The organism is Streptosporangium sp. G11 (genome assembly GCF_051192615.1).
Lineage (GTDB): Bacteria > Actinomycetota > Actinomycetes > Streptosporangiales > Streptosporangiaceae > Streptosporangium.
Map to the genome: position 1 here is coordinate 75044 of NZ_JBPJUQ010000005.1, position 21217 is coordinate 96260.

The 21217-nt window shown below is 72.0% G+C and carries 23 protein-coding genes; 20 read left to right on the forward strand and 3 right to left on the reverse strand.

The features are described 5' to 3' along the window. Positions 1-26: 26 nt before the first annotated feature. From ACSDR0_RS07200 to ACSDR0_RS07210, 3 genes are all read left to right on the forward strand, one after another. Positions 27-1781 (forward strand): ATP-binding protein, encoded by a 1755-nt coding sequence (locus ACSDR0_RS07200; RefSeq protein ID WP_435287954.1) that lies wholly within the window; start codon positions 27-29, stop codon positions 1779-1781. Then, positions 1778-2449 carry a response regulator gene (locus tag ACSDR0_RS07205; RefSeq protein WP_435287955.1) on the forward strand — a complete coding sequence of 224 codons (672 nt, stop codon included), beginning with the start codon at positions 1778-1780 and terminating at the stop codon, positions 2447-2449. Before ACSDR0_RS07200 ends, ACSDR0_RS07205 begins: the two co-directional genes overlap by 4 nt. 80 nt (positions 2450-2529) lie before the next feature. Then, the gene (locus ACSDR0_RS07210) at positions 2530-2874 is read left to right on the forward strand and encodes an anti-sigma factor antagonist (protein ID WP_435287956.1); all 345 of its coding nucleotides are present in this window, start codon (positions 2530-2532) and stop codon (positions 2872-2874) included. On the opposite strand, the gene ACSDR0_RS07215 is transcribed toward ACSDR0_RS07210, so the two are convergent. Further along, complete coding sequence (locus tag ACSDR0_RS07215) at positions 2875-3102, reverse strand: HGxxPAAW family protein (protein WP_435287957.1); 228 nt, start codon at positions 3100-3102, stop codon at positions 2875-2877. It lies immediately after the preceding gene. A 37-nt stretch (positions 3103-3139) separates the two neighbouring features. Further along, positions 3140-3586, reverse strand: coding sequence for a MarR family winged helix-turn-helix transcriptional regulator (locus tag ACSDR0_RS07220; protein WP_435287958.1), 447 nt, complete (start codon positions 3584-3586; stop codon positions 3140-3142). Positions 3587-3665: 79 nt separating this feature from the next. On the opposite strand from ACSDR0_RS07220, the gene ACSDR0_RS07225 reads away from it, so the two are divergent. The 15 genes from ACSDR0_RS07225 to ACSDR0_RS07295 all read left to right on the forward strand — a co-directional run bounded on the left by ACSDR0_RS07225 (position 3666) and on the right by ACSDR0_RS07295 (position 18324). Beyond that, entirely contained in the window at positions 3666-3848 is a 183-nt protein-coding gene (locus ACSDR0_RS07225) for a hypothetical protein (protein ID WP_435287959.1), read from the forward strand. A 186-nt stretch (positions 3849-4034) separates the two neighbouring features. After that, a complete protein-coding gene (locus tag ACSDR0_RS07230; protein WP_329079480.1) occupies positions 4035-4238 on the forward strand; it encodes a DUF5302 domain-containing protein in 204 nt (67 codons plus the stop codon). Between the two features lie 157 nt (positions 4239-4395). Continuing rightward, complete coding sequence (locus tag ACSDR0_RS07235) at positions 4396-4839, forward strand: type II toxin-antitoxin system PemK/MazF family toxin (protein WP_435287960.1); 444 nt, start codon at positions 4396-4398, stop codon at positions 4837-4839. 128 nt (positions 4840-4967) lie between these two features. Continuing rightward, positions 4968-5510, forward strand: coding sequence for an RNA 2'-phosphotransferase (locus ACSDR0_RS07240; protein ID WP_435287961.1), 543 nt, complete (start codon positions 4968-4970; stop codon positions 5508-5510). 405 nt (positions 5511-5915) lie between these two features. After that, the gene (locus tag ACSDR0_RS07245; protein ID WP_435287962.1) at positions 5916-6677 is read left to right on the forward strand and encodes a DeoR/GlpR family DNA-binding transcription regulator; all 762 of its coding nucleotides are present in this window, start codon (positions 5916-5918) and stop codon (positions 6675-6677) included. A 118-nt stretch (positions 6678-6795) separates the two neighbouring features. Beyond that, a complete protein-coding gene (pfkB, locus tag ACSDR0_RS07250) occupies positions 6796-7737 on the forward strand; it encodes a 1-phosphofructokinase (RefSeq protein ID WP_435287963.1) in 942 nt (313 codons plus the stop codon). A gap of 65 nt (positions 7738-7802) precedes the next feature. After that, positions 7803-8918 (forward strand): mannitol-specific PTS transporter subunit IIC, encoded by a 1116-nt coding sequence (mtlA, locus tag ACSDR0_RS07255; RefSeq protein WP_435287964.1) that lies wholly within the window; start codon positions 7803-7805, stop codon positions 8916-8918. 3 nt (positions 8919-8921) lie between these two features. Further along, a complete protein-coding gene (locus ACSDR0_RS07260; RefSeq protein WP_435287965.1) occupies positions 8922-9230 on the forward strand; it encodes a PTS lactose transporter subunit IIB in 309 nt (102 codons plus the stop codon). Continuing rightward, the gene (locus ACSDR0_RS07265) at positions 9223-9678 is read left to right on the forward strand and encodes a PTS sugar transporter subunit IIA (protein WP_435287966.1); all 456 of its coding nucleotides are present in this window, start codon (positions 9223-9225) and stop codon (positions 9676-9678) included. Before ACSDR0_RS07260 ends, ACSDR0_RS07265 begins: the two co-directional genes overlap by 8 nt. Further along, positions 9678-10709, forward strand: coding sequence for a zinc-dependent dehydrogenase (locus ACSDR0_RS07270; protein ID WP_435287967.1), 1032 nt, complete (start codon positions 9678-9680; stop codon positions 10707-10709). Before ACSDR0_RS07265 ends, ACSDR0_RS07270 begins: the two co-directional genes overlap by 1 nt. 288 nt (positions 10710-10997) lie before the next feature. Then, positions 10998-11282, forward strand: a complete 285-nt coding sequence (locus tag ACSDR0_RS07275) for an HPr family phosphocarrier protein (protein WP_435287968.1) — start codon at positions 10998-11000, stop codon at positions 11280-11282. Beyond that, positions 11275-12954, forward strand: a complete 1680-nt coding sequence (gene ptsP / locus ACSDR0_RS07280; RefSeq protein ID WP_435287969.1) for a phosphoenolpyruvate--protein phosphotransferase — start codon at positions 11275-11277, stop codon at positions 12952-12954. The genes ACSDR0_RS07275 and ptsP overlap by 8 nt, the downstream gene beginning before the upstream one ends. A gap of 333 nt (positions 12955-13287) precedes the next feature. Further along, positions 13288-16089: an AAA family ATPase gene (locus ACSDR0_RS07285; RefSeq protein ID WP_435287970.1), complete on the forward strand. Its 2802-nt coding sequence runs from the start codon at positions 13288-13290 to the stop codon at positions 16087-16089. Between the two features lie 208 nt (positions 16090-16297). Further along, the gene (gene bdeA / locus ACSDR0_RS07290) at positions 16298-17275 is read left to right on the forward strand and encodes a bis(hydroxyethyl) terephthalate hydrolase (protein ID WP_435287971.1); all 978 of its coding nucleotides are present in this window, start codon (positions 16298-16300) and stop codon (positions 17273-17275) included. Between the two features lie 233 nt (positions 17276-17508). Beyond that, positions 17509-18324 carry a DUF3152 domain-containing protein gene (locus tag ACSDR0_RS07295; protein ID WP_435287972.1) on the forward strand — a complete coding sequence of 272 codons (816 nt, stop codon included), beginning with the start codon at positions 17509-17511 and terminating at the stop codon, positions 18322-18324. A 105-nt stretch (positions 18325-18429) separates the two neighbouring features. On the opposite strand, the gene ACSDR0_RS07300 is transcribed toward ACSDR0_RS07295, so the two are convergent. Beyond that, complete coding sequence (locus tag ACSDR0_RS07300) at positions 18430-18849, reverse strand: SgcJ/EcaC family oxidoreductase (RefSeq protein ID WP_435287973.1); 420 nt, start codon at positions 18847-18849, stop codon at positions 18430-18432. A gap of 226 nt (positions 18850-19075) precedes the next feature. Between ACSDR0_RS07300 and ACSDR0_RS07305 the strand changes: the two genes are divergently transcribed. Both ACSDR0_RS07305 and ACSDR0_RS07310 read left to right on the forward strand, forming a co-directional pair. After that, on the forward strand, positions 19076-20125 hold the full coding sequence (locus tag ACSDR0_RS07305; protein WP_435287974.1) for an NAD-dependent epimerase/dehydratase family protein: 1050 nt from the start codon (positions 19076-19078) through the stop codon (positions 20123-20125). 84 nt (positions 20126-20209) lie between these two features. Then, the gene (locus ACSDR0_RS07310) at positions 20210-21205 is read left to right on the forward strand and encodes a DUF72 domain-containing protein (RefSeq protein WP_435287975.1); all 996 of its coding nucleotides are present in this window, start codon (positions 20210-20212) and stop codon (positions 21203-21205) included. Positions 21206-21217: the final 12 nt, after the last annotated feature.

The following is a 21217-nucleotide window of genomic DNA, read 5'->3' on the forward strand; positions in this document are numbered from 1 at the left end:
AAGTCACCATTGCGTACATTTCGTTCGTGAACTTGCGGAAACTTCCCAGACGTATACGCGACTGGAGCCTGGCCAGACAGATGCTGGCGCTCCAGATCGTCGTCGTGGGCGTCACCGTGACCGGTGGTGCCCTGCTGGCCTTCCTGCAGATGCGTGACCTGCTCGTCGAGGAGGCCGTCGGCACCGCCAGGGCGGTGACCGTCAGCGTGGCCGACTCCCCCTCGGTCCTCGCCTCCCTGGGCGACTCCAAGACCCTGCAGCCGTACGCGGAGCGGGTGAGGCGGGAGACGGGGGTCGACTTCGTCACGATCATGAGCCTTGACGGCGTGCGCTACACGCACCCCAACCCCGCCCAGATCGGCCACCGGTTCCTCGGCAACACCGCGCCCGCCCTGGCGGGGCAGATCTTCACCGAGACCTACACCGGCACGCTCGGCCCCTCGGTTCGTGCCGTCGCCCCGGTCCGCGACTCCCGCGGCGAGGTGAAGGCCCTGGTCAGTGCGGGCATCACCATCAGCAAGATCAGCGTCAGGCTCCGCGGGCAGATCACCGGCGCCGTGCTGATCGGCCTGCTCGGCCTGTCCGTCGGCGGGGTGGGCACCTATCTGGTCGGGGCCCGGCTGCGCCGTCAGACGCACGGGATGGGCCCCGCCGAGCTGAGCCGGATGTACGAGTACCACGACGCGATCCTGCACGCCGTACGGGAGGGGCTGTTGCTCGTCGACAACGCGGGCACGGTGACGCTCTGCAACGACGGCGCCAGGGAATTCCTGGGCCTGGCGGGCGAGGTGAACGGCAGGCACGTCAGCCGCCTGGGCCTCCCCTCCTCCCTGAGCGAGCGGCTCTCGGCGGGCGAGAACCGTACCGACGAGATCCACATGACCGGGGAGCGGACGCTGGTGGTGAACGTGGCGGTGGTCCGCTCCGGCAACCGCTCGCTCGGCACCGTGGTCACCCTCCGCGACCACACGGAGCTGCAGTCCCTGACCGGGCAGCTCAGCGCCGAACGCGGCTTCGCCGACTCCCTGCGGGCCGCCGCGCACGAGTCGGCCAACCGGCTGCACACGGTCATCACCCTCGTCGAGCTGGGCCGCGCCGAGCAGGCGGTGGCGTTCGCGACCGAGGAGATCAAGGCCGCGCAGCAGCTCACCGACCGGGTGGTGGGCGCCGTACGCGAACCCGTGCTCGCCGCGCTGCTGCTGGGCAAGAGCGCCGAGGCCGGGGAGCGAGGGGTGGAGCTGGCGATCACCCCGGACAGCGAGCTCGACGACCTCGGCCTGGACACCCGCGACCTGGTCACGATCGTCGGCAACCTGATAGACAACGCGGCGGACGCGGCCATGTCGGGTCCCCGGCCCGCACGGGTGGAGGTGCGGCTGCGCGCCGACGAGACGACCTTCGTGATCAGCGTGGCGGACAACGGACCGGGCCTCGACCCGGCGACGGCGGCCGAGGCCTTCCGGCGGGGATGGACCACCAAGGGCGACGGCCGCGGCCTCGGCCTGGCGATGGTCGGCCAGGCGGTCCGCCGCATGGGCGGGACGATCGAGGTGGGCGGGGCGGTCGGGCCGGATCAGGTGGCCGAGGAGGGTGTCACCATGGAAGCGGGCCGGGGCGTGGAGGTCGGCCGGGGTGAGGTGGCGCGGGCGTTCGAGCCGGGCCCGGCCGCAGGCGCCGCTCGCGCGGTCGCGGGCGAGGAGCGTGCCGGACGTCCGGCGGAGAGCGGGACGGGCGCGATGTTCACCGTACGGCTGCCGCTGCGGGGGAAGGGCACCTTATGATCTCGGTACTGGTCGTCGAGGACGAGGAGATCACCGCCGAGGCGAACCGGGTCTTCGTGGAGCGGGTGCCCGGCTTCCGGGTGGAGGGGGTGGTCAGGTCCGGCGGCGACGCGCTGCGCTTCCTGCGGCGGCACCCCGTCGATCTGATCCTGCTCGACCTCTACCTGCCGGACATGCACGGGCTGGAGGTGTGCCGGGCGCTGCGGGCGGCGGGCGTGATGTCGGACGTCATCGCGGTCACCTCGGCGCGGGACCTGTCGGTGGTCAGGTCGGCGGTCTCCGTCGGCGTGGCCCAGTATCTGCTCAAACCGTTCACCTTCGCCTCGCTGAACGAGAAGCTCACCCGCTACGCCGAGTTCCGGTCGTCGGTGGAGGGCGTGGGGGAGGCGAGCGGCCAGGGCGAGGTGGACCGCGCGCTGGCGGCGCTGCGGGGGCCGGCGCACAGTTCCCTGCCGAAGGGGATGACGCAGGCCACCCTCGACGCCGTACTGGCGGAGCTGCGCAGGGCCCCCGGCGGCCTGTCGGCCCAGACCGCCGGGTCGGCGATCGGCGTCTCCCGGGTGACCGCCCGCCGCTACCTTGAGCATTTGACGGAGAGCGGGATCACACATCGGGTGCCCCAGTACGGTGGACTCGGACGGCCCGAACTGCTCTACCGGATCATTTGAGCCTCGCCTGGGCACGGTGGACCCGGAACTGGTAGGAAAAAGGCAGCCCGCCCTGTCACCCGCGGGCAAAGGAGTACAGCATGGCCTTCTTCACGGTCTCGTCGAGCCTGATCGGGACGGTGTTCGTCGTCCGGGCGCTCGGAGAGCTCGACTACCGGCACTCCCCCGCCCTGCGCGTGGAGATGGACAAGGCGTGGGCCACCGGCCCGCCCTCCGCGGTCGTGGCCGACGTCACGGGCCTCACCTTCTGCGACTCCACCGGGGTCGCCGAGCTGATCCTGGCGCTCCGGCAGAGCCGCACCCTGGGCATCCGGCTGGCCCTCGTCGGCGTGCACGGCACCCTGGAGCGGATCCTCGCCATCACCGGCCTGCGCCCCTCCTTCGAGGTCTTCGGCTCCGTCGAAGAGGCGCTGCAGGAGGCGTGATCAGCTGTTGCCCTGGTCCATCGGCACGCGGGGGGCGTCGATGATGACGTCCGAGAAGATGTCGACCATCAGGGCGATCACGCCGCCGATCGCGACGATCCCGGCCCCCACCCAGAAGAACGTCCAGTTGGGGCCGAGGCACAGGGCGACGCCCCCCACGGTGAACCCCAGCAGGATGACGATCACCGCGAGCCAAGACTTGGGGCTTCCCCCGTGACTTCCAGCCATGAGACTTTCCTCTCCCTGTCCTCTGATTCTCCGCGAATCAGTGATGCGCGCCGTCCGCCGCGGCGATCACCCGTGTCAGCGACCGGTGGAGCTCCTGGAGCTCCTCCAGGTTCATACCCAGGCGCTTGACGATCGCCGGCGGAACCTTCTCCGCCTCGTCCCGCAGCCCGCGGCCCTCCGGTGTGAGCGAGACGGCCAGGACACGCTGGTCCTGGCTGTCACGCCGCCTCCGGATGTAACCGACGGCCTCAAGACGCTTCAGCAGCGGGGACAGCGTACCGGGGTCGAGTCGCAGTAGCTTGCTCAGCTCCTTGACCGACAGCGGTGCCCGGTCCCAGAGGGCGAGCATGACCAGATACTGGGGGTGGGTGAGCCCCATCGGCTCCAGCAGTGGCCGGTAGAGCCCGATGACGTTGCGCGAGGCGATCGCCAGGGCGAAGCACACCTGCCGGTCCAGGCTCAGGGGATCAGCCATGTCACTCACGCATGCCTCCAACCGACATAGTACGATAATTAGTACACAAACCATTATCGCCCCAATTGTCGGCGAGCAAAGGATGCCTATGTTTCACAGCAAGCCGATCGAGGAGCGGATCGCCGAGCGCCAGGCCAGGCGCCCCACCCTCAAGGAGGGCCGGCACTTCGAGCACGGCCCGGCGAAGTTCGTCTTCGTCTTCGTGATCGTCTTCGTGGTCGTCGGCCACCTGGCCGGCCTGCTGCTGATGATGGCCCTGGGCATGCACTGACGCGTACGTCGGCCGGAGCGTCGGCGCACACCGCGCTACGCGCCGTGTCCGCCCCCTCTCCCCTCGGAGCCGAGGCCCTTCCTCTCAGAGCCGAAGCGGGGGGCCTGCACGCCGGAAGGGTCCAGATGAGAGGATGATGATCCTGTTGGTCGGGGTTGGACCGCCCGATAGATCAGGAGGTCTGTAATGTCTGACGTCACACCGGAGCCCGAAGGTTCCGAAAGCTCCGACGACGAGCTGAAGCGCAAGTTCCGCGAGGCCCTGGAGCGCAAGAAGCTCGCTCAGGCGGACGCGGGTGCCGGGGGCAAGGGGAAGAACTCCTCGAAGATCCACGGTGCTCACGGCCCGGCTGCGGCCAAGCGTTCCTTCCGCCGCAAGAGCGGCGGCTGAGCCGTCTCCGAACCAGGTTCCGGATCCGGGGCACCTGCCCGCCCGAACCTCGGCCGCCCTGCTGGCCCTCCGGCCAGCGGGCGGTGCGCCTCCTTTCCGCCGCCTCCCTTCCGCCGCCCCCTTGGTCGGCACCGGGGGCCTGCAATAGGCTGTGCGCGTGCGTGATCTTGGCGAGGACCCCCGACCGGCTCGAGGCGCGGTCAGCGAGGTCTACCGCGTCGACCGAGCCGCGACCCTTAACTACTCCCCCGATCTCGACGGGCTCGCCGACCCCGGCGAGATCGTCTGGGCCTGGGTCCCCTACGAGGAGGATCCGGACCGCGGCAAGGACAGACCACTGCTGGTCGTGGGCCGCCACGGGCGCAGGCTGCTCGCGCTGATGCTGTCCAGCCGGGGTGGCGGCGGCGACCCCGGTGACTGGCTGGAGATCGGCCCCGGCCCGTGGGACCGGGAGAACCGGGTCTCCTACCTGCGCCTGGACCGGATCTTCGCCCTCGACGAGGACGACATCCGGCGCGAGGGGGCCGTCCTCGACGGCGCGAACTTCGCCCGGGTGGCCGCCGTACTCAAACGCACCCACGGCTGGGCCGCCGACGGCTGAGCCCGTTCCTTACCGGCCCCGGAGGCTGTCCCGCGAAGGACGCGAAGGCTCCGGACACGCGGCCCGGCCGGAGCGCCGGGCGCGAATCCGGTGGAAAACGGCGGCGCGAGTCAGGATCCTGGTGTCCCATGGACGACAAACGGCTCGTTCGAGTCTCCAAATATCTCTCCAAACACCTCAGGCACCAGCCCGAGCGCATCGGGCTGGTCCTCGGCCCGCAGGGCTGGACGGACATCGACGCCCTGCTGGCCGCCGCCGCGCGGCACGGCTTCGCGATCACCCGTGACGAGCTCGCGCAGGTGGTCGCGGGCAACGACAAGCGGCGCTTCGCCGTCGAGGGCGACCGGATCCGCGCCAGCCAGGGCCACACGATCGAGGTCGACCTGGGCCTTCCCCCGGTCGAGCCGCCCGAGACCCTGTTCCACGGGACGGTGGGCTCGTCCGTGGACGCCATCCGGGAGGAGGGTCTGCGGCCGATGAGCCGGCACGCCGTGCACCTGTCCCCCGACAGGGAGACCGCGACCCGCGTGGGCGCGCGCCGGGGCAGGCCGGTCGTGCTGGTCGTCCGCTCGGGGGAGATGTACCGGGCGGGTCACGAGTTCCGGGTCAGCGCCAACGGCGTCTGGCTGGCCGCCCACGTCCCGCCCGCCCACATCTCGTTCCCCGGCTGAGACCCCGCGCGACGAACCCCGGAACCCCCTTCGTTCCCCGGCTGAGGCCCCCCGCGACGAACCCCGAAACGCCCTCCGTTCCCGGGCTGAGACCCCCCGCGACGAACCCCGGAACCCCCTCCGGGGAGAGCCCCGGACTCCCCGCCGTTCTTCACCGGGGGACCTCGCGCCCCTCCGTGCCGGAGGAACTCCGGATCCCCGTGCCCGGTGTCACAGGAATTCCCACGCATTCCAAAATTCAGGCCAACCGCGGGTCTCCCCCCGCCCTCCCTCGCGCCCCCAGGCAAGTACCTGGGGGTTTTTCATGTTCATGCTGGTTTGAAGGGAAGTCAACCCATTGACCTTCCAACAGATTCGGGTGTAAATAAAGGTGAAACAACACTGAAACGGTGGTGAATCAACAGCATGTACGCCGAGGAACGGCAACAGGAGATCCTGCGCCGGGCGCGGAGCGTCGGACGGGTGGATGTGGTGACGCTGGCGGAGGAGTTCGCCGTCACCACGGAGACCATCCGCCGCGACCTGACCGCGCTGGAGCGCTCCGGGATGCTGCGGCGCGTGCACGGCGGCGCGATCCCGGTCGAGCGGCTGGGGTTCGAACCCGAGCTGGCCGCCCGCGACGAGGTGATGATCGCGGAGAAGGAGCGCATCGCCAAGGCCGCGCTCGCCGAGCTCCCCGAGGACGGCGCGATCATCATCGACGCCGGCTCGACGACCAGCAGGCTGGTACAGGCGCTGCCGGTCGACCGGGAGCTGACCGTGATCGTGAACTCCCCGCCGCTGGCGACGGCGATGGCCACCCGCCTCAACCTGACGGTGATCATGCTGGGCGGGCGGGTGCGCGGGCGGACCCTGGCCACCGTCGACGACTGGGCGCTGCGCCCCCTCGCCGACCTGCACGTGGACGTGGCGTTCATGGCGACCAACGGGTGCTCGGTGGCCAAGGGGCTGACGACGCCCGACCCGGCCGAGGCCGCCATCAAGCGGGCGATGATCGGCGCTGCGCAGCGGTGCGTGCTGCTCGCCGACCACACCAAGTTCGCCAACACCTACCTGGCGCGCTTCGCCTCGATCCAGGAGATCGACGTGGTGATCAGTGACACCGGGCTCGACACCGGCGTCGCGGCCGAGCTGGCCGCCGCCGGCCCGGAGGTGGTCCGGGCGTGATCCTCCCCTCCCCCTCGACCCCCTCGGCCCCCGCGGACCGCACGAGCGAGGCGGTCCGGATGACCGCCCCCGCGCGCCTCGGACCTCGCCGTGACCGTACGACCGAGGCGGTCCCGGCATGATCGTCACCCTGACCCTCAACCCCAGCCTGGACCGTACGATCGAGATCGGGTCGCTGACCCGCGGGGCCGTCATCCGCGCCGCCGCCGCCCACCTCGACCCCGGCGGCAAGGGCGTCAACGTCTCCCGGGCGCTGCTGGCCAACCAGGTCCGCTCGTGCGCGGTCGTCCCCTTCGGCGGCGACGAGGGACGGCAGCTGGTGAGCCTGCTCTCGGCCGAGGGCATCGAGATGATCACTGTTCCCGTCTCCGGGACCACCCGGTCCAACGTCGCGCTGGCCGAGCCCGACGGCACGGTCACCAAGATCAATGAGCCGGGAACGGCCCTGTCGCCGGCCGAGCTCGACACCATCGCCGAGGCGGTGCTCAGCGCGGCCAGCTCCGCGGACTGGGTGGTCGCCTCGGGCAGCCTCCCGCCCGAGGTGCCCGCCGACGTCTACGCCCGCCTGTGCGAGCGGTTCAGCGAGGCGGGCATCAACGTCGCGGTCGACACCAGCGGCCTCGCGCTCGTCGCGACGCTCGCCGAGGCCCCCGCCCTGGTCAAGCCCAACCGGGAGGAGCTGGGCGAGGCCACCGGAATCGTCATCTCGTCACTGGGAGACGCCATCAAGGCCGCGGAGAAGCTGCGGGCTCGAGGCGCGGGCACCGTCCTGGCCAGCCTGGGCCCCGACGGCGCGATCCTCCTGCAGGACGACCGGATCTGGCACGGCCAGTGCCCGGTGGCCGAACCGCGCAGCACCGTCGGCGCCGGCGACGCCATGCTCGCCGGGTTTCTCGCCGGTGGGGCGCGAGGCGAGAGCGCGCTGGTCGAGGCGCTGGCCTGGGCCACCGCCGCGGTCGGGCTGCCGGGAAGCCGGATGCCCTCCCCCCACCACATCCGGCGCGACGACGTCCGCGTCACCGGAGCCGATCCTTCCCTGCCGCTGCGGTCCGGGGGCTGACAGCGGAACGGATCCACCCCCCAGGCCGGCTCAGCCGCCGGTCACCCCGGAAGGAGCAGAATCATATGAGCGAGTACACCCCAACTGTCACAGGAACCGGGGCGAGAGCGAACATCCAGCGTTTCGGCGGATATCTCGCCGGGATGATCATGCCGAACATCGGCGCGTTCATCGCCTGGGGCCTGATCACCGCTCTGTTCATCCCCACCGGCTGGCTGCCCAACAAGGAATTCGCCGTCCTGGTGGATCCGATCGTCAAGGTGCTGCTGCCCATCCTGATCGGCTACACCGGCGGGCGGATGGTCCACGGCCAGCGCGGCGCCGTGGTCGGCGCCGTCGCCACGATGGGCGTCGTCGCCGGCGCCGACAGCCCGATGTTCCTCGGCGCGATGGTCATAGGGCCGCTGACCGCGTACCTCCTGAAGCTGTTCGACGGGCTCGTCGCCGACCGCGTCAAGTCCGGCTTCGAGATGCTGGTGGACAACTTCAGCGCCGGCATCATCGGCGGCGCCATGGCCCTGGTGGGACTCAAGGCCGTCGGCCCCATCGTCGCCGCGGTCACCGACGTCGCGAGCGACGCGGTCGCCTGGCTGATCGGCAACAACCTGCTGCCGCTGGCCTCGGTCGTCATCGAGCCCGCCAAGGTGCTCTTCCTCAACAACGCCATCAACCACGGCGTGATGGGCCCGCTGGGCGTGGCGCAGGCGGCCGAGCAGGGCAAGTCGATCCTGTTCATGCTGGAGTCGAACCCCGGCCCCGGGCTCGGCCTGCTCCTGGCCTTCATGTTCTTCGGCCCCCGCGCGCTGCGCCCCAGCACCCCCGCCGCGATCATCATCCAGTTCTTCGGCGGCATCCACGAGATCTACTTCCCGTACGTGCTCATGAAGCCCCGCCTGATCCTCGCGGTCATCGCCGGTGGAGCCACGGGCGTCCTGGTCTTCATCGTGACCGGGGCCGGGCTGGTGGCCACACCGTCGCCCGGCAGCATCTTCGCCTTCCTCGCGGTGACGCCCAGGGGCGGATGGTTCGGCACCCTCGCCGGCGTCCTCGCCGCGACCCTCGTCTCCTTCGCCGTCGCGGCGGCGCTCCTCGGCTTCGGCAGGGGTAAGGACGAGACCGAGGAGACCCCTGAGGAGACCACCGAGGAATCGCCGACCACACCCACCGTCAAGGAGGCCTGACCGATGCCCAGCATTGAGAGCAAGGACATCCACAAGATCGTCGTCGCCTGCGACGCGGGCATGGGCAGCAGCGTCATGCTCGCCAGCCAGCTCCGCAAGCAGCTGAAGGCCCACAACGTTCAGGTGGAGCACACCCCGGTCAACTCGATCCCCGCCGACGCCGACGTGGTGGTCTGCCACGCCGGCCTGGCGAACCGGGCCAAGGCCGGGGCCCCGGACAAGGTGCTGGTCTCGTTCCAGGTCTTCATCGGGGACCCGGCGGTGACCAAGCTGGTCAGCACGATCAAGAACGGCGGCACCGTCAATGCCTGAGACGGCGCCGCTGCCGCTGGACCCGCGCGCCATCCGGCTGGCGGCCTCGGCCGCCGACCGCGACGACGCGATCCGGCAGTGCGGGGAGGCCCTGCTCGCCGTCGGGGCGGTGGAGAGCGCCTACATCGACACCATGCTCGAACGGGAGCGCTCGATCTCCACCTACGTCGGCGAGGGGGTCGCCATCCCGCACGGCACCCTGGCCGCCAAGGACGCCGTCCGGTACGACGCCATCAGCGTCGTGCGCTTTCCCGGCGGCGTCGACTGGGACGGCGACCAGGTGACGGTGTGCATCGGCATCGCCGCCAAGGGCGACGGCCACGTACGGCTGCTCGCCGAACTCGCCCAGATCCTGATGGATCCCGACCAGGCCAGGGCCCTTCGCGAGGCGACGGAGGTCGCCGAGGTGGTCCGGCTGTTGCAACCGAACGAAGAGGACGAGACATAGTGAAGGTCGCCCGTTTCTACGCCCCTGGCGACATCCGCGTCGAGGAGGCGCCGGAACCCGTCACCGGGCCAGGCGAGATCAAGATACGCGTACGCAACTGCTCGACCTGCGGCACCGACGCGAAGATCCTCAAGCACGGCCACCACCACATCAGGCCGCCCAGGGTCATGGGGCACGAGATCGCCGGTGAGGTGGTCGAGGCCGTCGACGCGGGCGGGTGGGCCCCGGGCGACCGGGTGCAGGTGATCGCCGCGATTCCCTGCGGGACGTGCGAGGAGTGCCGCAGGGGCCGGATGACCGTCTGCCCGAACCAGGAGTCGATGGGCTACCACTACGACGGCGGCTTCGCCGAGTACATGATCATCCCGGCGAAGGTGCTCGCGGTCGACGGCGTCAACCGCGTCCCGGACGAGATCGGTTTCGCCGAGGCGTCGGTGGCCGAGCCGCTGGCCTGCGTGCTCAACGGCCAGGAGCTGGCCCGCGTGGGCGAGGGCGACGACGTGGTGATCATGGGCTCGGGCCCGATCGGCTGCCTGCACGTGCGGCTGGCACGGGCGCGGGGCGCGGCGCGGGTCTTCCTCGTCGACATCAACGCCGCGCGGCTGGAGATGGCCGCCAGGCTGGTCCACCCGGACGCGGTCGTCCACGGCGAGGACGTCGTCGAGCAGGTGCTCAAGCTGACCGACGGCAGGGGGGCCGACGTCGTCATCACCGCCGCGGCCTCCGGTGCCGCCCAGGAGCAGGCGCTGCGGATGGCGGCCCGCCAGGGACGGATCAGTTTCTTCGGCGGCCTGCCCAAGGACAACCCGATCATCCGGTGCGACTCCAACCTGGTCCACTACCGGGAGCTGACCATCGTCGGCGCCAACGGGTCCAGCCCGGCGCACAACGCCCGCGCCCTGCGGTTGATCGCCGACGGCTCGGTACCGGTCGCCGACCTGATCACGCACCGGCTGCCGCTCGCGGAGGTCCTGGAAGGGATCGACATCGTCAGCAGGGGCGAGGCCATCAAGGTGACCATCGAACCCTGACCGGCCCCGGTCCCCGCCCCCTTCCGCTGGGCCCGGCGGAAGGGTCCCGGGAGTGCCCGGCACAGGCCCGCGCAGAACCACGCGGGCCCGCACAAGGCCACGCAGGACCACGCAAGGACCACGCAGGCCCGGTACAGGACCGACCATGCGACCGCCGCTCCGCGCAGGCCCCCGCAGGACCAGCACAAGACCGCGCAGACCCCCGCAGGGCCCGCGCGGCCCACCGAGGACCGCCAGGCTCACCACCGCTCACAAAAACGTGCAGAACGCGCAGAAGGAGAACCGGAGATGCCGGAGAGGACAGTGGTCGTCGCCTCAAGCACGGGCCTTCACGCCCGGCCCGCGAAGATCTTCGTGCAGGCCGCGGCCAAGCAGGGGATGCCCGTCCGCATCCGCGTCGGGGACGGCAAGCCCGTACCGGCCAACAGCATGCTCGCCGTGCTGGCCCTGGGCGCCACCCACGGCACGGAGGTCACGATCGAGGCGGAGGGGCCGGGGGCCGACGAGGCGCTCGACTCCCTCGCCGAACTGCTCGCCCGCGACCTCGACGCCGAAGAGACCACCCGTGGCTGAGACGCTCAGGGGCCTGGGCGTGAGCTCGGGCCGGGCCGCCGGACGGGTCTGCCGGATGGCGGGCCCGCCGGAGCTGCCGGCCCCCACCCCCGTCGAAGACGCCGGCGCCGAGCTCAGCCGGGCGATGGACGCGCTGCGGGCCACGGTCTCCGAGCTGGCGGCACGGGCGGAGAAGGCGTCCGGCGCCGACGCCAAGGCGATCCTGGAGGCGCAGTCCTTCATCGCCGACGACCCCAGCCTGCACGAGTCCGTGGAGACGAGCGTCAGGTCGGGCAAGAACGCGGCGCACGCCATCGACGAGGCCTGCGCCCACCACCGGCGCGCGCTGCTGGCGGCGGGCGGCTACTTCGCCGAGCGCGCCGCGGACCTCGACGACATCCGCAACCGGGCCGTGGCGGCGGTGCTGGGCCTGCCCGTCCCGGGGGTGCCCGACCCCGGCCACCCGTTCGTCCTGGTCGCCGGGGACCTGTCCCCCGCCGACACGGTGAACCTCGATCCCGGATCCGTCCTCGCCCTCGTCACCGAGAAGGGCGGCCCGACCAGCCACACCGCCATCCTGGCCCGTGCCCGCGGCCTGCCCGCCGTGGTCGCCTGCCGGGGAGCGGACGACATCGGCGAGGGGACGTGGGTGTCGGTCGACGGCCTGCGGGGCGAGGTGGAGGTCGGCATCGGCGAGGAGGCCGCCACCGAGATCCAGCGCCGGGCCGAGGACGACCGCCGCCGGACGGGCACCAGCCGTGGCCCCGGCCGGACCTCCGACGGCCATCCGGTCAAACTGCTGCTCAACATCGGTTCCGCGGCCGACCTCACCCCTTCGGGTCGCGTTCCCTCGGCGGAGGGGGCCGAGGGAGTGGACGCCGAGGGGGTGGGGCTGTTCCGCACCGAGTTCCTCTTCCTGGACCGGCGCGAGGAGCCGGGCTACGAGGAGCAGGTGGCCGCCTACGCCGCGGTCTTCCGCGCCGCCCCCGGCGGGCACGTCGTGGTCCGTACCCTCGACGCGGGCACGGACAAGCCGCTGCCGTTCCTCGGGCTGGCCGAGGAGACCAACCCCGCGCTGGGCGTACGGGGACTGCGGGTCTCCCGGGTCAGGCCCGAGGTGCTCGACACCCAGCTCGACGCCATCGCCGAGGCGGCTCGCGCGAGCGGGGCCGAGCCGTGGGTGATGGCGCCCATGGTGACGACGGCGGGCGAGGCGGCCGACTTCGCCGGACGGGCCCGCGCCCGGGGGATCGCGCGCGTCGGGGCGATGGTGGAGGTGCCCGCCGCCGCGCTGCGCGCCGGGCGCCTGCTGAAGGAGCTCGACTTCCTGAGCATCGGCACCAACGACCTGAGCCAGTACACCTTCGCCTCCGACCGGCAGCACGGGGAACTGGCCGACCTGCTCGACCCCTGGCAGGCCGCGCTGCTCCAGCTGATCGCCGACTGCGCGGCGGCCGGGCGGGCGGCGGGCAAACCCGTCGGAGTGTGCGGCGAGGCGGCGGCCGACCCGCTCCTGGCGACCGTCCTGGTCGGGCTGGGCGTCACCAGCCTGTCGATGTCCGCGCCCGGAATTCCCGCGGTACGGGAGAGTCTCGCCGCCCATTCCCTGGAGCGGTGCCATGACAACGCCCGGCTCGCGCTGGCCGCCGACGATCCGGGAGAGGCCAGAAAGGTGATCATTTCGGGCCGGTGAGCACCCCGGTCCCCCCTACGGCCGGGCCGGAACCTCCCTCTCCGGCCCAGCCCTCCTTCTCACCCGCCCTCCACCTCCGCCCTCTCCCCCGGCTCCCTCAACCCCGGGCGCTTGCGCCCCGTATCCCTGTCTCCGCCCCCTTCGACCGCTCGATGTCCGACCGCGCTCCCCCTCCGACCGCTCGATGTCCGACCGCGCTCCCCCTCGGCGCGCATCGGTGAAATCACCGGTCTTCCCGAGGCCGCCGGTACACCGGCGCAGGCCAGCGGAGGTCGGCGGAGAACCCCGCCACCCGCTCTTTCCAGGCACGACACACGCGCGTAACACTGGGGCATGCCCTCCCCCTCCGCCGCCACCCGGTCACCGGCGCTGCACGGCCGCGACACGGAGCGGGACGCGCTGCTGCGATTACTCGACGCCGCCCGCGGCGGCCGCGGGGGCGCGGCGATCCTGCGGGGGGCACGGGGAACAGGAAAGACCGCGATGCTCGACCTGGCGGCGGACCACGCGAGCGACACCGGCGGCATCGGCGACACCGGGAACGTCCGGGGCTTCGTCGTGCTCAGGGCGCGTGGCACCGAGGCCGAGTCGCACCTGCCGTACGCCGGGCTGCACGGACTGCTCCGGCCGGTCGCCGACCGGCTGCCCGCGCTCCCCCCGGCACAGGCCGAGGCGCTGAGGCGGGCACTGGAACTGGGCACGGCGGACGGCGGGCTGGCGCTTCCCGCGGCGGTGCTCAACCTCCTGCTGGCCGCCGGTGGCCCGGTCCTGGCCTGCGTCGACGACGTCCACCACCTCGATGCGCCCAGCCGCGAGGCGCTCTTCTTCGCGGCCAGACGACTGGCGGGGGAACCGGTCGTGCTGCTGTTCGGGGCCGACGACGACACCTTCGCCCCCGACGACATACCGGTGCTCGAGCTGGGAGCCTTGGGCGAGGAGCCGGCCAGGCGGCTGGCCGACGACCTGGTGCCGGGGATGGCCGACGACGTACGGGCGTCACTGCTGGAGATCGCCCGCGGCAACCCGCTGGCGCTCGAAGAGCTCGCCGGGTCGCTGAGCCCCGAGCAGATCTCCGGCGCCGCCGCCCCGCCGGCGACCCTGCCGAGGAGCGGGCGGCTCTGGCGCGCGTACGCCGACCGGCTGGCGCGGCTGCCTCGCGATACCGCGGACATGCTCCTGCTGCTCGCGGCGGATCCGGATCTGGAGACGGTCAACCTGGTCGGCGCCGTGGAGCCGGAGTGCGCGCTGACCGCGCTGGAACCGGCGGAGCGGGCGGGGGTGATCGTCCATGTCCCCGGCGCCGACGGTGACGGAGACGGTGACCGCTACGACTTCCGCGAGCCGGCGATGCGGACGGTGGTCTACGCCGGCGCCTCTCTCGCCCGCCGCCGCGCCGCGCACCGCCTGCTCGCGGGCGTGCTGCGCCACGACCACCAGCGACTGCGGCGGGCCTGGCACCGGGCCGCCGCGATGGACGGCCCCGCCGAGTCCCTGGCCGACGAGCTGGCCTCGGCCGCCTCGGCGGCCGAGAGCTTCCACGGCGGCCACCCCGCGACCTTCCTGGCCTTCGAGCGGGCGGCCGAGCTGACCGAGCACGGCGACCTCAAGGCCGCGCGCCTGGCCGCCGCCGCCAACCGCGCGTGGCGCGCGGGCCTGCCCCGGCGCGCCCGGTCGCTGCTCACCCGCCTGCAGTCGCTGACGATCTCCGAGGAGGTACGGAGCCAGGCCGAGCTCATCCGCGGCAGCCTGGCGTTGCGCAGCGGCAAGACCGGCAGTGCCGGGGACGACCTGATGGCGGCGGCCGAGTCGCTGCTGGACAGGGACCGGGGACAGGCCGTGCGGGTGCTCATCCGCGCGGGCGAGGCGAGCTACCTGGCCGGCGACAACCTTCGCTATCTGGACATCGCGCGGTGGGCCGCCACGCTGCGCCGCCCGGACGACCCGGCGGCCACCCAGCTGATGTTCGAGTATCTGGCCGGTACGGCGGCCACCTTCGACGGCCGTCACCGCGAGGCGGCCGATCCGCTCCGCCGGGTGCTGGAGCTCGCCCCCTCGGTGCGCACCCCCTCGGTGCTGGTGTGGGCGGGCGTGGCCAGCCTGCTGCTCGGCGACGACGCGCAGGCGATGAGGCTGTGCGGCCGGGCGGTGGAGACGGCGCGGGCCCTCGGGGCGGTCTCCACGGTGCCGCAGGTCCTGGAGTTCATGATCCATGCCGAGCTCTGGATGGGCCGGTACGCCTCCATCACCGCCAGCGCCATCGAGGGGCTCAGGCTGGCCCAGGATCGCGGGCGGCCCAACAGCGCGGGCCAGCACCTGGGGTGGCTGGCCCTCACCGCGGCCGTCGAGGGGGACGAGGAGACGTGCGCGATCAGGGCGGCGAGCGCCATCGAGCTGGCGGACGCCCACGGCGTGTGCGTGGCGGGCGCGCTCGGCAACTGGGCGCTGGCCCACCTCGACCTCGCGGCGGGCCGCCATGCCGACGCCGCCAAGCGGCTGCAGGCCACGGCCAGGGCGGACGGGCCCAGCGGCCACCTCGTTGTGCGGGTCATGTCGACCCCCCTGTTCGTCGAGGCCGTCGCGCGCACGGGTGACCGGGAACGGGCCGGGGAGGCGCTGCGGGTGCTCGACCGCTGGGTGGGCAGCACCCGCAGTCCCGACCGGCGCGCGCTGGCCACGCGCTGCCACGCGCTGCTGGCCGCCCCCGGTGACGCCGAGGAGTACTTCAGGGCCGCGCTCGACCTGCACCACCAGGGTTTCTCCGAGTTCGAGACGGCCCGCACCCAGCTGCTCTTCGGCAGCGCGCTGCGCAGGAACCGGCGTCCCGGCGCGGCCAGGGAGCACCTGCACAGCGCGCTGGAGACATTCGAGCGCTCCGGCGCGCGGCTCTGGGCCGAGCAGGCCCGCACCGAGCTGCGCGGGGCGGGAGAGGCCGTCCGGTCGCACCGCCCGAAGGCCACGGAGAAGCTCACCGCGCAGCAGTACCAGATCGCGCGCATCGTCGCGGACGGCGCCACCAACCGGGAGGTGGCGGCCCGGCTCTTCCTGAGCCCGAGGACCGTCGAGCACCACCTCAGGAACATCTTCGCCAAACTCGACATCCGCTCGCGGGTGGAACTGGTGCGGTTGATGTCCTGATCCGCCGGTTGATGCCCCTATTCACCGGCGTTCACCAGTGCGGTGGAGTACGGGTGATTTCACCGATGCACTCCGAGGCTGACAACGAGAAAGTGTCGACTGTCAGAAACCCGAGGGGTCACCCCGGTGACGCTGACCGTACCGCCGCCGTTCCCGGTGGCGGGCCGATGCGCGACGAACGGCCGTCAACGCCGACCGCCGTATCGCCGTGGTTCCCCCCACAGGAACGGAGTACAGCAACGTGCAGCCGTACGGCACCACCCCCCAGACCCCCGCGTCCAGGCGTTCTCGCCGGGCGACGACGGTCGCCGCGCTGACCCTCGCACTCGCTCTGCTCGGCACCGGCGGGACCCTCGCGCCCGCCGCGCAGGCCGTCGCGGCGCCCGCCGCGCAGGCCACCTCCGCGGGCCCCTACGACCGCGGCCCCGACCCGACCGTCTCCCTCATCGAGGCGTCCAGGGGACCGTTCGCGATCTCGGAGACCACCGTCTCCTCGCTCCGGGTTACCGGCTTCGGCGGAGGGACGATCTACTACCCGACGTCCACCGCGGAGGGGACGTTCGGCGGGGTCGCCATCGCCCCCGGCTACACCGCGAGCAGGTCCACCATGGCCTGGCTCGCCTCGCGGCTGGCCTCCCACGGCTTCGTGGTCTTCAACATCGACACCCTCACCCGCTCCGACCAGCCCGCCAGCCGGGGACGGCAGCTGCTCGCCGCGCTCGACTACCTCACGCAGGAGAGCTCGGTCGCGAACCGGGTCGATGCGAGCAGGCTCGGCGTCGCCGGGCACTCGATGGGCGGCGGCGGCACGCTGGCGGCCTCCAACAGCCGGCCGCAGCTGCAGGCGGCCATCCCGCTGACCCCGTGGCACACGACCAAGAGCTGGTCGGGCGTGCGCGTCCCGACCCTGATCATCGGTGCGGAGAACGACGCGATCGCCTCGGTGAGCTCGCACGCCAAGCCGTTCTACAACAGCATCCCGGCCTCCTCCGAGAAGGCCTACCTGGAGCTCAACAACGCCGGTCACACGGCGCCCAACGTGTCCAACACGACGATCGCCAAGTACAGCGTCTCGTGGATGAAGCGGTTCATCGACGACGACACCCGGTACGAGCAGTTCCTGTGCCCGGCACCCCGGGTCGACCTGAACATCTCCGAGTACCAGGACACCTGCCCGCACTCGTAGGCCACGCGACCGTCGCCGGGCCACGACACCGGTCACGGTTCCCCGCGGCATATGACCGCACACCACAGCCAAGCCCGCGAACCCCTTGATCCGACGGCGGCCGCAGCATGCGGCCGCCGTTGGCGTACTCCCCCGAAGTCCCCCTACGATGCCGTCTTATGATGGATTTTCTCCTGGTTTGATCAGTTACCGCCGGGGGGCAATATGGTTTACGGTCTATGTCCAGGAACGAAATGAGACGTGAACCTAAGACCGTTCTGTGGCTTCTCGCGCTGAGCATCGCGGTCACGTTCACGGCCGGTGGGGCCACGGTGCTGAGCGGTCGCCTCGACCCCGTTCCCGACGGGCCCACGCCCCCCGACGCCGCCCCGCCCGGCATACCGGCGGTACCCGAGACACCGACCCCGCCGCCGCAGCCGCAGGACACGGCCGCGCCGGCGAACTCCTCGGGTCCCGTGACCCCTTCACCGGCCAAGGAGCCCCTCCTGCTCGCCAACGGCCGGCAGCAGCCGCTGAAGGTGAAGGTGCCCCGGTCGGCCAAGGGCCGCTACACCGTCGCCCCCGGCGAGGCCGGACCCCCCAAGGGGAAGAAGGGCAAGGTGATCCGGTACGCGGTGGAGGTCGAGCGGGGCCTGCCGTTCGAGGCGGAGGAGTTCGCCGCCGAGGTGCACCGGATTCTCAACGACCCGCGCGGCTGGGGGTACCGGTTCAAGCGGGTGGCCCGCGGCCCGGTGAAGATCAGGGTCTCGCTGACCAGCCCCGAGACGGCCAACAAGCGATGCCTGCCGATGCGGACCAACGGCATACTCTCCTGCTGGAACGGCGAGCGCGCGGTCATCAACGCGGTCCGCTGGAACAGCGGGGCGGAGGGCTACGGCCGCGACGTGGCCTCCTACCGCGAGTACGTCATCAGCCACGAGGTCGGCCACGGTCTCGGCCACGGCCACGTGTCCTGCCCGGGACGCGGCCGGCGGGCGCCGGTGATGCTCCAGCAGACCAAGTCCCTGCACGGCTGCCGCCCCAACCCCTGGCCGTCCCCCCGGCGCTGACCCCTCGCGGCAGACCCGGGGAACCGGCCGGACCGGCGGGCGTGCGGCGGGCGCGATCTCCCGTCCCGCGCGTCCGGCGCCGCGTGAACGCGAGAGACCGGGGGCTCAGCCCGTGATCGGGGTGGTCTGGGCGGAGACGATGCGCCAGGCGTCCCGCTCCTTCGCCACGACGTAGGTGATCCGTCCCGACGACGAGGGCAGGGCCGCGCCGGGGGCGTCTCCCACCGGCGCCTCCCGCTCGTCGGACACGTGCTTGATCCCGGCCACGATCGCGACGTCGGGACGGACGAAGCGGATGTCCTCGACCTCGACCGTCGTAATCACGTTCGCCAGCGGCGTCTCCAGAGCCGCCTCCATGGCCCGCTGGAGGACCTCCCTTCCGAGCACCCGGCGTCCCACGAAGTTGACGACGCTCGTGTCGGCCGCGTGCAGGGAGATGAACCGGCCGGGATCGTTCTGGTACCTCTGGGCGTCCTCGACGACCCGCCGGACGGCGGCCTCAGGCTCGTGAACTTCTCTTTCCATGCCGATCGGCTCCTCGGTGCTCCGCGCGAACGAAACCGGAGCGATTTGCTCCGATTGGTTCGGATGGTATGCCCGGAGCGAATCGCTCCGCAAGTCGGCGCCGCGGCGCGGACGCCGGTTCCCGACCGGCCGGAGGCGGTGACCGCATACGGCCGGATCTCCTCCCCATACGGCAAAGCAGTCGCGGAGAGGGATTCGCCGGGCCTTGTCAGGGCACCCGGTAGGCATGCGAGTAGTGGTCGTCGGCGCGACGGGAAACGTGGGCACGAGCGTGGTGTCCGCCCTCGCGGCCGATCGGGATGTCACATCCATCGTGGGCCTGGCCCGCAGGCGGCCGGACCGGCGCCCGCCCAAGACCACCTGGCGGACCGTGGACGTCACCGGTGACGACCTGGCGCCACACCTGGAGGGGGCCGACGCGGTCGTCCACCTGGCGTGGCTGTTCCAGCCCACCCGCGACCCGGTGACGACCTGGCGGAACAACGTCCTGGGCAGCATCAGGGTCTTCGAGGCCGCCGCGCGGGCGGGTGTCTCCGCGCTCGTGCACGCCTCCTCGGTGGGCGCCTACTCCTCCGCGCCCAAGGACCGGACGGTCACCGAGGACTGGCCGGCCCACGGCTGGCCCGGCGCCGCCTACGGCCGGGAGAAGGCCTACGTGGAGCGGGTGCTCGACCTGTTCGAGCGCGACCATCGGGACATCAGGGTCGTGCGGTTGCGGCCGGGCCTCATCTTCAAGCGGGGGGCCGCGGTCGGGCAGCGGCGCCTGTTCGGCGGGCCGTTCGTCCCGCAGCGGCTGGTACGGCCGGGCCTGATCCCGTTCGTGCCCGACACCCCCGGACTCCGCTTCCAGACGGTCCACAGCGACGACGTCGGCGAGGCCTACCGGCTGGCGGTCATCCGGCCGGTGTCGGGCGCCTTCAACATCGCCGCCGACCCGGTGATCGAGCCCTCGGTACTGGCCGGGCTGCTCGGTGCCCGGCTGGTGCCCGTCTCCGGCTGGACGCTCAGGAGCACCGTCGCCGCCGCCTGGCACATGAGGCTGGTCCCCGCCCCGCCCGGCCTGGTCGACCTGGTGCTCAGGATGCCGATCATGGACATCGGCCGCGCCCACGCCGAGCTGGGCTGGCAGCCACGCCACACGGCGGTGGACGCGATGAGGGAGCTGTTCGAGGGGCTGCGCAGCGCCGAGGGCATGGACACCCCGCCGCTGTCACCGCGCACCGGGGGCCCCGCGCGCCTGGGCGAGCTGGCCGGTGGTGTCGGCGGAAGGCCGTAGGAAACCCGGCGCGAGGACCCCCGCCGCCTTCCCGCCGGGTGGTGGGAGCGCAAGAGCATCGGATGTGTCAGGGAGGACGCGAACATGGGCAGGATCCTTGTGGGCACGGCCTCGTGGACCCACCGGTCCCTGGTGGAGTCGGGCTGGTATCCCGGCGACGCCTCCACCCCGGCGAAACGCCTGGCCTACTACGCGACGAGGTTCCCCATCGCCGAGGTGGACTCCACCTACTACCACCCGCCGTCACGGAGCACGGCGGAGGCGTGGCGCGACCGTACCCCCGCGGACTTCACCTTCGACGTCAAGGCGTTCTCCCTGCTGACCGGGCACCCCACCCGTCCCGCCGCCCTCCACAAGGACCTGCGGGAGGAACTCGGCGCGCCGCCGGAGCGCAACCTCTACCCCAAGCACGTGCCACCGGAAATCGCCGACGAGGTCTGGCGGCGGTTCCTCGACGCGCTGGAGCCGCTGCACGAGGCGGGCAAGCTGGGGGCGGTGCTCTTCCAGTTCCCGCCGTGGTTCCCGATCGGGGAGGACAACAGGCGCTCCATCCTGGAGTGCGCCCGGCGCTGCGCGCCGATGCGCGTCAGCGTCGAGTTCCGCAACCACACCTGGATGAGCGAGGAGAACCGCGAGGACACCCTGGCCTTTCTCGCCGGGCACGGCCTCACGTACGTGGGGGTCGACATGCCCCAGGGGCACACCTCGTCGATCCCGCCGATCCTGGCCGCGACCTCCGACCTGGCCGTGGTACGGCTGCACGGGCACTCCGACAAGTGGACCAGCAAGAACGTCGACGAGCGCTTCGCGTACATGTACTCGGAGGCGGAGCTCGCGCGCTGGGCGGCCAGGGTCCGGGAGCTCGCGGAGGGCACCGAGGTCACCCACGTACTCTTCAACAACTGCTGCGCGGACAACTCACAGCGCAACGCCACCCGCTTCCGCGCCCTCCTCGGCGAATCCGGCGAATCAGGCGAATCGGGTGAGCACGGCGGCCCCGGAGAGCCGGACGTGCCGGGCCGCGCGCCGGGCGTGCGAGACGAGGCGGGCACGCCGGGCGAGGACCGGATGGCCGGTTGACGCGGAAAGCCG

Bases quoted from the DNA above. Each gene is read 5' to 3' on its own strand.
- ACSDR0_RS07265 (WP_435287966.1), top strand. From the start codon at position 9,223: ATGCCTGAGACGGCGCCGCTGCCGCTGGACCCGCGCGCCATCCGGCTG.
- ACSDR0_RS07295 (WP_435287972.1), top strand. From the start codon at position 17,509: ATGAGACGTGAACCTAAGACCGTTCTGTGGCTTCTCGCGCTGAGCATC.
- mtlA (WP_435287964.1), top strand. From the start codon at position 7,803: ATGAGCGAGTACACCCCAACTGTCACAGGAACCGGGGCGAGAGCGAAC.
- ACSDR0_RS07225 (WP_435287959.1), top strand. From the start codon at position 3,666: ATGTTTCACAGCAAGCCGATCGAGGAGCGGATCGCCGAGCGCCAGGCC.
- ACSDR0_RS07215 (WP_435287957.1), bottom strand. From the start codon at position 3,102: ATGGCTGGAAGTCACGGGGGAAGCCCCAAGTCTTGGCTCGCGGTGATC.
- ACSDR0_RS07275 (WP_435287968.1), top strand. From the start codon at position 10,998: ATGCCGGAGAGGACAGTGGTCGTCGCCTCAAGCACGGGCCTTCACGCC.
- ACSDR0_RS07300 (WP_435287973.1), bottom strand. From the start codon at position 18,849: ATGGAAAGAGAAGTTCACGAGCCTGAGGCCGCCGTCCGGCGGGTCGTC.
- ACSDR0_RS07310 (WP_435287975.1), top strand. From the start codon at position 20,210: ATGGGCAGGATCCTTGTGGGCACGGCCTCGTGGACCCACCGGTCCCTG.
- ACSDR0_RS07205 (WP_435287955.1), top strand. From the start codon at position 1,778: ATGATCTCGGTACTGGTCGTCGAGGACGAGGAGATCACCGCCGAGGCG.
- ACSDR0_RS07210 (WP_435287956.1), top strand. From the start codon at position 2,530: ATGGCCTTCTTCACGGTCTCGTCGAGCCTGATCGGGACGGTGTTCGTC.
- pfkB (WP_435287963.1), top strand. From the start codon at position 6,796: ATGATCGTCACCCTGACCCTCAACCCCAGCCTGGACCGTACGATCGAG.
- ACSDR0_RS07305 (WP_435287974.1), top strand. From the start codon at position 19,076: ATGCGAGTAGTGGTCGTCGGCGCGACGGGAAACGTGGGCACGAGCGTG.
- ACSDR0_RS07230 (WP_329079480.1), top strand. From the start codon at position 4,035: ATGTCTGACGTCACACCGGAGCCCGAAGGTTCCGAAAGCTCCGACGAC.
- ACSDR0_RS07285 (WP_435287970.1), top strand. From the start codon at position 13,288: ATGCCCTCCCCCTCCGCCGCCACCCGGTCACCGGCGCTGCACGGCCGC.
- ACSDR0_RS07260 (WP_435287965.1), top strand. From the start codon at position 8,922: ATGCCCAGCATTGAGAGCAAGGACATCCACAAGATCGTCGTCGCCTGC.
- ACSDR0_RS07240 (WP_435287961.1), top strand. From the start codon at position 4,968: ATGGACGACAAACGGCTCGTTCGAGTCTCCAAATATCTCTCCAAACAC.
- ACSDR0_RS07245 (WP_435287962.1), top strand. From the start codon at position 5,916: ATGTACGCCGAGGAACGGCAACAGGAGATCCTGCGCCGGGCGCGGAGC.